4 protein-coding genes and 3 pseudogenes are annotated in these 8,175 nt (G+C 61.1%); all 7 read right to left on the reverse strand.

The window, feature by feature from the left end; translation table 11 throughout:
* Nucleotides 1–358 precede the first annotated feature (358 nt).
* Nucleotides 359–2,049 (reverse strand): annotated as a pseudogene (locus HT737_RS22005) (ATP-dependent DNA ligase).
* Nucleotides 2,046–3,081: pseudogene (locus HT737_RS22010) on the reverse strand (ligase-associated DNA damage response exonuclease). Before HT737_RS22010 ends, HT737_RS22005 begins: the two co-directional pseudogenes overlap by 4 nt.
* 177 nt (nucleotides 3,082–3,258) lie before the next feature.
* Nucleotides 3,259–4,539, reverse strand: coding sequence for a TRAP transporter large permease (locus HT737_RS22015; RefSeq protein ID WP_182403998.1), 1,281 nt, complete (start codon nucleotides 4,537–4,539; stop codon nucleotides 3,259–3,261).
* On the reverse strand, nucleotides 4,539–5,066 hold the full coding sequence (locus HT737_RS22020; RefSeq protein ID WP_047293601.1) for a TRAP transporter small permease: 528 nt from the start codon (nucleotides 5,064–5,066) through the stop codon (nucleotides 4,539–4,541). Before HT737_RS22020 ends, HT737_RS22015 begins: the two co-directional genes overlap by 1 nt.
* Nucleotides 5,067–5,142: 76 nt before the next feature.
* On the reverse strand, nucleotides 5,143–6,114 hold the full coding sequence (locus tag HT737_RS22025) for a TRAP transporter substrate-binding protein (protein WP_121186013.1): 972 nt from the start codon (nucleotides 6,112–6,114) through the stop codon (nucleotides 5,143–5,145).
* A gap of 61 nt (nucleotides 6,115–6,175) precedes the next feature.
* Nucleotides 6,176–7,070, reverse strand: a pseudogene (locus HT737_RS22030) (SMP-30/gluconolactonase/LRE family protein).
* 30 nt (nucleotides 7,071–7,100) lie between these two features.
* Nucleotides 7,101–7,925: an NAD(P)-dependent oxidoreductase gene (locus tag HT737_RS22035; protein WP_182403999.1), complete on the reverse strand. Its 825-nt coding sequence runs from the start codon at nucleotides 7,923–7,925 to the stop codon at nucleotides 7,101–7,103.
* Between the last annotated feature and the right edge of the window lie 250 nt (nucleotides 7,926–8,175).

Below are 8,175 nucleotides of genomic sequence, written 5' to 3' on the forward strand. Positions count from 1 at the left end.
ACCTATAGAAAGTAGCAATTTCCGAACCAGAGTCCCGAACAAGTGTTTTAAAAGGTTGGGGGAGGGACGAGGGAGAGGGATTGGTGCACGGAACCGGGCGGCTGTTGAAGGCTGCACCAAGTTGGGTCGAGACACGCATTTTTCTGTGGTTGAGAGGACCAGGGGTGAGGTGATTTGTGGTGAGGGGATTTATCCCCGATGGGCTGCGAAGCGGCCCCCAGTGTTCTTTCAGCAAACCGCGCGTACCGGATCTGCGGCTGCTGCGCAGCCGATCGGGGGATAAATCCCCTCACCACAAAATTCCCTCACCACAGGGAATTCATTCAGGATGATTGGAGGTTTGTCCCCGGAAACCGGGTCAGGCCAGCAAATCCTGCAACGTCGCCAGGCTGTCGGCCTCATCCACCGTCTTGTCCTGGCGCCAGCGCAGCATGCGCGGAAAACGCACGGCAATGCCGCTCTTGTGCCGTCGCGACAGGGCAATCCCTTCGAAACCCAGTTCGAACACCAGACTCGGTTTGACGCTGCTGACCGGGCCGAATTTTTCCACGGTGGTCTTGCGCACGATGCTGTCGACCTGACGCATCTCCTCGTCGGTCAGCCCCGAATAGGCCTTGGCGAACGGCACCAGCGCCCGTTGGCTGGACTCGGGCGGGCCGTCCCACACGGCGAAGGTGTAATCGCTGTACAGACTGGCGCGCCGGCCATGGCCGCGCTGGGCGTAGATCAATACCGCATCGACGCTGAACGGATCGACCTTCCACTTCCACCACACGCCCATGTCCTTGGTCCGGCCCACGCCATACAGGGCGTCGCGGGCCTTGAGCATCATGCCCTCGACCCCCAGTCGCCGTGAGGCTTCGCGTTGCCGGGCGAGGTCGAACCAGTCACTGCCAGTGAGCATCGGCGAGGCCAGTAACACCGGGTTGTTACCGTGGGCGATCACTTGTTCCAGTTGCGCACGCCGTTCGGCCTGCGGACGATTGCGCCAGTCTTCGCCCTGCCACTCCAGCAAGTCGTAGGCGAGCAGCACCACCGGCACTTCTTCGAGGATCTTCTTGTCGAGGGTTTTACGCCCGATCCGTTGCTGCAGCAGGGCGAAGGGTTGCACCGCCGGCGCAGCTGTCGATTGCGGGTCGAACGCGTCTTCGGTGCTGGGGTGGGTGCTTTTCCAGACCACGATTTCGCCGTCGATCACCGTGCCGTCGGGTAACGCGTGGATCAACGTATCGAATTCGGGAAAGCGTTCGGTCACCAGTTCTTCACCGCGCGACCAGACCCACAACCGACCCTCGCGCTTGACCACCTGCGCGCGGATCCCGTCCCACTTCCATTCCACCTGCCAGTTGCTCGCCGGGCCCAGCAAGGTTTCGAACTCTTCCACCGGTTGCGACAAGGCATGGGCGAGGAAAAAACGGGTAGGGCTGGCCGCCGCGCTGAGCGTGTTCGTCGGCGGATTCCGGGGCGATCAGTTTCAGGTAGCTGGCCGCGTTCGGCCGGTTCGACAGGTCGGTGTAACCCACCAGACGCTGCGCCACACGTTTGCTGTCGAGGCCGGCCATCGATGCCAATGCGCGAGTGACCAACAGTTTCGACACGCCGACGCGAAAGCTGCCGGTGATCAATTTGATGCACAACATCAGACTCGGCCGGTCCAGCTGCGCCCACAGTGCGGGCAGTTGGCGGGCGGAGATACTCCGGGGTTTCACCGCGCAGCGGCAGCAGCTTGTCTTCGATCCATTCGGCGAGGCCGGCCTCGGAGCTGTGCAGGTTTTCTGGCAGCACCAGCGAAATGGTTTCCGCCAGATCGCCGACGGATTGATAACTTTCTTCGAACAGCCATGGCTGCAGCCCCGAAACCTCCACCGCCAGTTCGCGCAGGATGCGCACTGGCACCAGTTGCCGCGGGCGTCCGCCGGACAGAAAATATACCGCCCACGCCGCATCCTGCGGCGCCGCCTGGGCGAAGTAGGCTTGCATGGCGGCCAGCTTGGCGTTGCTGGACGTGGTGGCGTCGAGTTCGGCATACAACTCGGCGAAGGCTTTCATGCTTGCACCTCGGCGATGGCAGGTTCGGCGTCAATGTTTTCCTCTTCATCGTCGCCGTATTCGGTGTTGAAGCCCTGCGCATCCAGGCCTTGTTCACGCAGATGGCGCACCAGCACGCCGATCGAACCGTGGGTGACCATCACCCGTTCGGCGCCGGTCTGTTCGATCGCCCAGAGCAGGCCCGGCCAATCGGCGTGATCCGACAGCACGAAACCACGATCCACGCCGCGCCGCCGGCGGGTGCCGCGCAGGCGCATCCAGCCGCTGGCAAACGCATCGCTGAAATCACCGAACCGGCGCATCCAGGTGCTGCCGCCCGCCGAGGGCGGGGCGATGACCAGCGCCTGACGCATGATCGGGTCGGATTTTTTTGATATCGCCGGCGTAGATCGTCGGCGGCAGGTACACGCCGGCCTCGCGGTAGACCCGGTTCAGCGGCTCGACGGCTCCATGGCTGAGGATCGGACCGAGGCTGGCGTCGATGCCATGCAGGATCCGCTGAGCCTTGCCGAATGAATAACAGAACAGCACGCTGGCCTTGCCCGCCGCGATGTTTGCCTGCCACCACTGGTTGATCTCGCTGAACACCTGCGCCTGTGGCTGCCAGCGGTAGATCGGCAGGCCGAAGGTCGATTCGGTGATAAAGGTGTTGCAGCGCACCGGTTCGAACGGCGCGCAGGTGCCATCGGGTTCGATCTTGTAGTCGCCGGACGCGACCCAGACTTCACCGCCGTATTCCAGACGCACCTGGGCCGAACCGAGCACATGTCCGGCGGGATGGAAACTCAAGGTCACGCCGTGGTGGGTCAGCCGCTGGCCGTAGGCGAGGGTTTGCAGGTTGATGTCCTGACCCAGGCGCGCGCGCAAAATCCCTTCGCTGGCGCTGCTGGCAAGGTAGTGCTGATTGCCGTTACGGGCGTGATCGCCGTGGGCATGGGTGATCACCGAGCGCTCGACCGGGCGCCACGGATCAATATAGAAATCCCCGGCAGGGCAGTACAAACCTTCAGGGCGGGCGATAACAAGGTCCATGTCGTTACCAGAATGGAGGGCTTGTTAGCTATGAGGTGGGCGCGAGTCCGGAAGTTCTATCGGGTTTTTATGTGGGGCGAAAAGCAAAAGATCGCAGCCTTCGGCAGCTCCTGCAGGATGTTCACCATTCCCATGTAGGAGCTGTCGAGTGAAACGAGGCTGCGATCTTTCAGGCTGTTACAACACCAAGTGCGGTAGCCACAGGGAAATGGCGGGGATGTAAGTGACCAGCATCAACACCAGAAACAGCACGGCATAGAACGGCAGCAGCGCTTTCACGGTGCGCTCGATACTGACCTTGCCCACCGCCGAACCGACAAACAGCACCGCGCCCACCGGCGGTGTTATCAGCCCGATCCCGAGGTTGACCAGCATGATCATGCCGAATTGCACCGGGTCGACACCGATGCCGAGAATCACCGGCATCAGAATCGGCGTGAGGATCAGGATCAGCGGCGCCATGTCCATCACCGTGCCGAGCAACAGCAGCATGACGTTGATGCACATCAGGATCACGTAGCGGTTGTCCGACAGGGTCAGGAACAGCGTGGTGATCTTCGCCGGGATCTGCATCAGGGTCATGATGTAGCCGAAGCTTGCGGCGAAACCGATCAGGATCATCACGATCGAAATCGTCCGCACGGTGCGGTGCATCAGTTTCGGCAGTTCGCTCCACTTGTAATCGCGGTAGATGAACATGGTCACGAAGAATGACCACAGCACGGCAATCGCCGCCGATTCCGTGGCGGTGAAGATCCCCGAGAGGATGCCGCCGAGGATGATCACCATCGCCATCATGCCCCAGAGTGCTTCGCCGACGATTTTCAGCGCCTGGCGCATCGGGATCACTTCACCCTTGGGGTAGTTGCGCTTTTTCGCGAAGATCAGGCACAGCACCATCAGGCAAGCGCTCATCATCAAGCCCGGCACGATGCCGGCCATGAACAGCGAGGCAATCGAAACCGTACCACCGGCAGCCAGAGAATAGAGCACCGAGTTATGGCTTGGCGGCGTGAGCAGGGCTTGCACCGAGCCGCTGACGGTCACCGCGGTGGAGAAGTCTCGTGGATAGCCCTTGCGTTCCATTTCCGGAATCAGCACTGAACCCACCGACGCGGTGTCGGCCACCGAGGAGCCGGAGATCGCGCCGAAGAAGGTCGAGGCGACGATGTTGACCAGCGACAGACCACCGCGCACGAAGCCCACCAGCACTCCGGCACATGCCACCAGCCGGCGGGACATGCCGCCCTCGGCCATGATCGCACCGGCCAGGACGAAGAACGGAATGGCCAGCAGTGAGAATTTGTTCACCCCCGACGCGACCTGAATCATCACCGCCTGGAACGGGATGTCGATCCACCATGCACCGATCAGTGCGGCGGCGCCCAGCGCGTAGGCGACTGGCATGCCGATCAGGATCAATACGATAAAACTGCCCAGCAGAATCAGAGCGTCCATTAAGCGGCACCTTCGCTTTCTTCAACCAGATCGAACTGCACGACACGCCGTTTGCTCTGGTCACCGAGCAAGAGCTTTTCCAGAACGAAAACCAGCGTCAGCAAGCCGCCCACGGGAATCGGCAAGTAGGTCACGCCAACCCGCAGATCGGGCAGGGCTGCCATGAACTGATTCCAGGTGGACATGCACAGCTTGGCGCCCCAGATGGTCATGAAAATGCAGATCGACGCCATGAGCAGTTGCGAGAATATCGCCGCCGCAGCTCTCAGTTGTGGGGGCATGCGATCGGTGAGCATGGCCACGGCCATGTGTGCGCCGGCGCGGTAACTGGCGGCGGCGCCGATGAAGGTAAACACCATCATCAGCAGGATCGCCGTGGGCTCTGGCCAGCTCGAACCGGTGCCCAGGACGTAGCGGGCGAACACGCCCCAGGGAATCATCAGGGAAATCGCCAGGACGGCAAGGCCGGCGACCCAGATGCACGTCATGTAGATCTTGTCGTTGATACGCAGCAGCAGATTCTTCATCGGGTTCCACCGTAACCGGGCGCACCTGAGTCATCAGGTGCGCCGGGCCTGGTTAATGAGTACGGAGCGGGAGGCGTTACTGAACGGCTTCGATTTTCTTGATCAGGTCGGCGTACGCCGCGCCATACTTTTCCCGCACTGGCGCGGTGGCGTCGTAGAAGGGTTTCTTGTCGACCTGGATGAACTCGACGCCCGCGGCCTTGAGTTTTTCTTCGCTGGCAGCGGACTTCTTGTCCCACAGCACGCGTTCTTCAGCCTGGGCAGCCTTGGCGGCGGTCTTGACCAGCGCCTGTTGTTCCGGGGTGAGTTTTTCCCAAGTGATTTTTGACATCACAATCGGCTCCGGCAGGATCAGGTGACCGGTCAGGCTATAGAACTTGGCGTTCTGGAAGTGGTTGTGTTCGAGCAGGGTCGGCGGGTTGTTTTCCGCGCCGTCGATCACGCCGGTCTGCAAGGCGCTGAAGATTTCCCCGGTGTCCATGGCGATACCGTTACCGCCCATGGCGTTCATCATGTCGATGAACATCGGGTTGCCTTGCACGCGAATCTTCATACCCTTGAGGTCTTCGAGCTTGCGTACCGGTTTCTTGGTGTAGACGTTGCGCGTGCCGCCGTCCATCCAGGCCAGCGCCACCAAGCCGAATTCGGAGTGGGTGATTTTGTCGAGGATCTCGTCGCCCACCGGGCCATCGATGACGTTACGCATGTGTTGATGGTCGCGGAAGATGAACGGCATGTTGAACACGTTCACGTCCGGGACCACGGGGCCGACAATACCCAGGCTGACGCGAGACAGCTGCACCGCGCCGACTTGCATCTGCTCGATGACTTCCTTTTCAGAGCCCAGCACGCCGCCGGGGAAGTATTGGAAGGTCAGCTCGCCGTTGGTTTCCCGGGTCAGGGTCTTGCCCATGTTTTCTTCGGCCACCACCGTTGGATAACCGGCGGGGTGGATGTCAGCGAATTTGAGTTGCAGGGCCTGGGCGGCGCCAGTGAAGGTAAACATCAGTGGGAGTGCGGCGGCCAGTAAGGTGCGTTTGAAGTTCATGGGGGTGAGTCTCCAGTCTTGTTATTGTTGTGTTCAAGGCGCAGCGGTGCAGCAGAGGGGTTTAAAGCAGATCGTTGAACAAGGATTCGGCAAGGCCTTTGACGTTGGGCTTCAACGCGAACACGCCGCCGGCCAGGGATTGCGGATCGCGGTCGTCGCCGGGACGAATCGAGGCGACAAACAACGTGTCCATGTCGCTGCCGCCGAAGGCACACATCGTCGGTTTCTGCACCGGCACTTGCAGCGAGAAGTCGAGGCGCCCGTCCGGAGCAAAACGGTGAATCAGTCCGGCGTCGTTGGCGCAAATCCAGTAGCAGCCTTCGGCATCCACGGCAGCGCCATCCGGTCGGCCGGGGAAGTGGTTCATGTCGACGAAAACGCGGCGGTTCGATGGCGTGCCGGTCTCGGTGTCGTAATCGAAGGCCCAGATCAATTGCACGTGCGGATGTGAATCGGACAGGTACATCGTCTTGCCGTCGGGGCTGAAGCCGAGGCCGTTCGGCACGATGAACCCGTCGAGCTGCGCTTCGATCACGCCTGACGAGACGGCGCCGTAGCGGTAGAGTCGGCCTGCAGGCGCGTTCAGGCCCATGTTCAGCACCATGCTGCCGGCCCAGAAACGGCCCTGGCGGTCGCAGCGACCATCGTTGAGGCGCATGTCTGCCCGGCTGTGCTCGACGGTGGCGAGTCGTTCGCTGTCGAGGCTGCCATCGCTGTGCGGATGCAGATGAAAAAAAGCCGCTCTCCATGCCGGCAACCCAGCCGCCACCGCTGTGACGGGCGATGCAGGCGAGCATTTCAGGGGTTTTCCAGGCGTGCACATGGCCGGTGTCAGCGCTCCAGCGTTGCAGCCCGCCGTTGGGAATATCGACCCAATACAGCGCGTTTTCCTGCGGCACCCAGACCGGGCTTTCACCCACGGCGTTGCGAGCATCGACGATCAATTCGGCTTGCATACTCATTCCTTTGCGTCGTTGTCAGGGTGTTCAGTCGCCGAAGGGGCCGGCGGCGACGAACGCGCCACCCTGGTAGATCCGTGCCGGGTCATCGGCGGCGGGCATGGGTTGCGCTTCGACTTTTTCACGGAACACTTCGGAGCTGTCCCTGGCTTCAAAACCGAGGTGGCTGGCGAAGCGGTTGTCCCACCAGACGTCCTTGTTGGCGGACATGCCATAGACCACGGTATGGCCAACGTTGGGCGTGTACAGTGCGCGTTCGAGCAATTGGGTGAGGTCGTCGAAGCTGAGCCAGGTGTGCATCATTCGGCGGTTCTGCGGCTCGGGAAATGAGGAGCCGATGCGGATGCTGACGGTCTCGATGCCGTAGCGATCGAAGTAGAAACTGGCCATGTCTTCGCCGTAGGACTTGGACAATCCGTAGTAGCCGTCGGGGCGGCGGGCGCAGCTGGCGTCGAGCGGTTCGTCCTGTTTGTAGAAGCCGATGACGTGGTTGGAACTGGCGAAGATCACTCGCTTGACGCCATGGCGGCGTGCAGCTTCGTAGATGTGAAATACGCCGCAGATGTTGGCGCCGAGGATCTCTTCGAAGGGCCGCTCCACGGAGACACCGCCGAAATGCAGGATCGCGTCGACGCCTTCGACCAGTTGGTGCACCGCCTGTTTGTCGGCCAGATCGCAGGGGATTATTTCTTCGCGATCATCAACGGCAGGGGCGAGAGCGGCGATGTCCGACAGGCGCAAGACATGGGCATAAGGGCGCATACGTTCGCGCAGGACTTTGCCCAGGCCGCCGGCGGCGCCGGTCAGCAGCAGACGATTGAACGGGGCACGGGGAATAGAGGTGGACGTCATGGCACTCCCTTACACGTTGTTATTAGGTTTGTTGTAGGTTGTCGTATGACTGTGCTGAAGTATCGGTAGGCTTTCCGGAACTTGTCAACGCGACTTTTGGTGTAAATGACGGAAGGGGCTCATTTACTTTTCAATCACCGCGATGCCTTCGTTGCACTGCAATTTCCTTGTGGGAGCGAGCCTGCTCGCGAAAGCGCTGTGGCAATGAACATCAATGGTGAATCTGCCGCCGCCATCGCTGGCAAGCCAG

Source organism: Pseudomonas sp. MD195_PC81_125, from assembly GCF_014060985.1.
Taxonomy (GTDB): Bacteria; Pseudomonadota; Gammaproteobacteria; order Pseudomonadales; family Pseudomonadaceae; genus Aquipseudomonas; species Aquipseudomonas parakoreensis.

Bases quoted from the DNA above. Each gene is read 5' to 3' on its own strand.
- HT737_RS22025 (WP_121186013.1), bottom strand. From the start codon at position 6,114: ATGAACTTCAAACGCACCTTACTGGCCGCCGCACTCCCACTGATGTTT.
- HT737_RS22015 (WP_182403998.1), bottom strand. From the start codon at position 4,539: ATGGACGCTCTGATTCTGCTGGGCAGTTTTATCGTATTGATCCTGATC.
- HT737_RS22035 (WP_182403999.1), bottom strand. From the start codon at position 7,925: ATGACGTCCACCTCTATTCCCCGTGCCCCGTTCAATCGTCTGCTGCTG.
- HT737_RS22020 (WP_047293601.1), bottom strand. From the start codon at position 5,066: ATGAAGAATCTGCTGCTGCGTATCAACGACAAGATCTACATGACGTGC.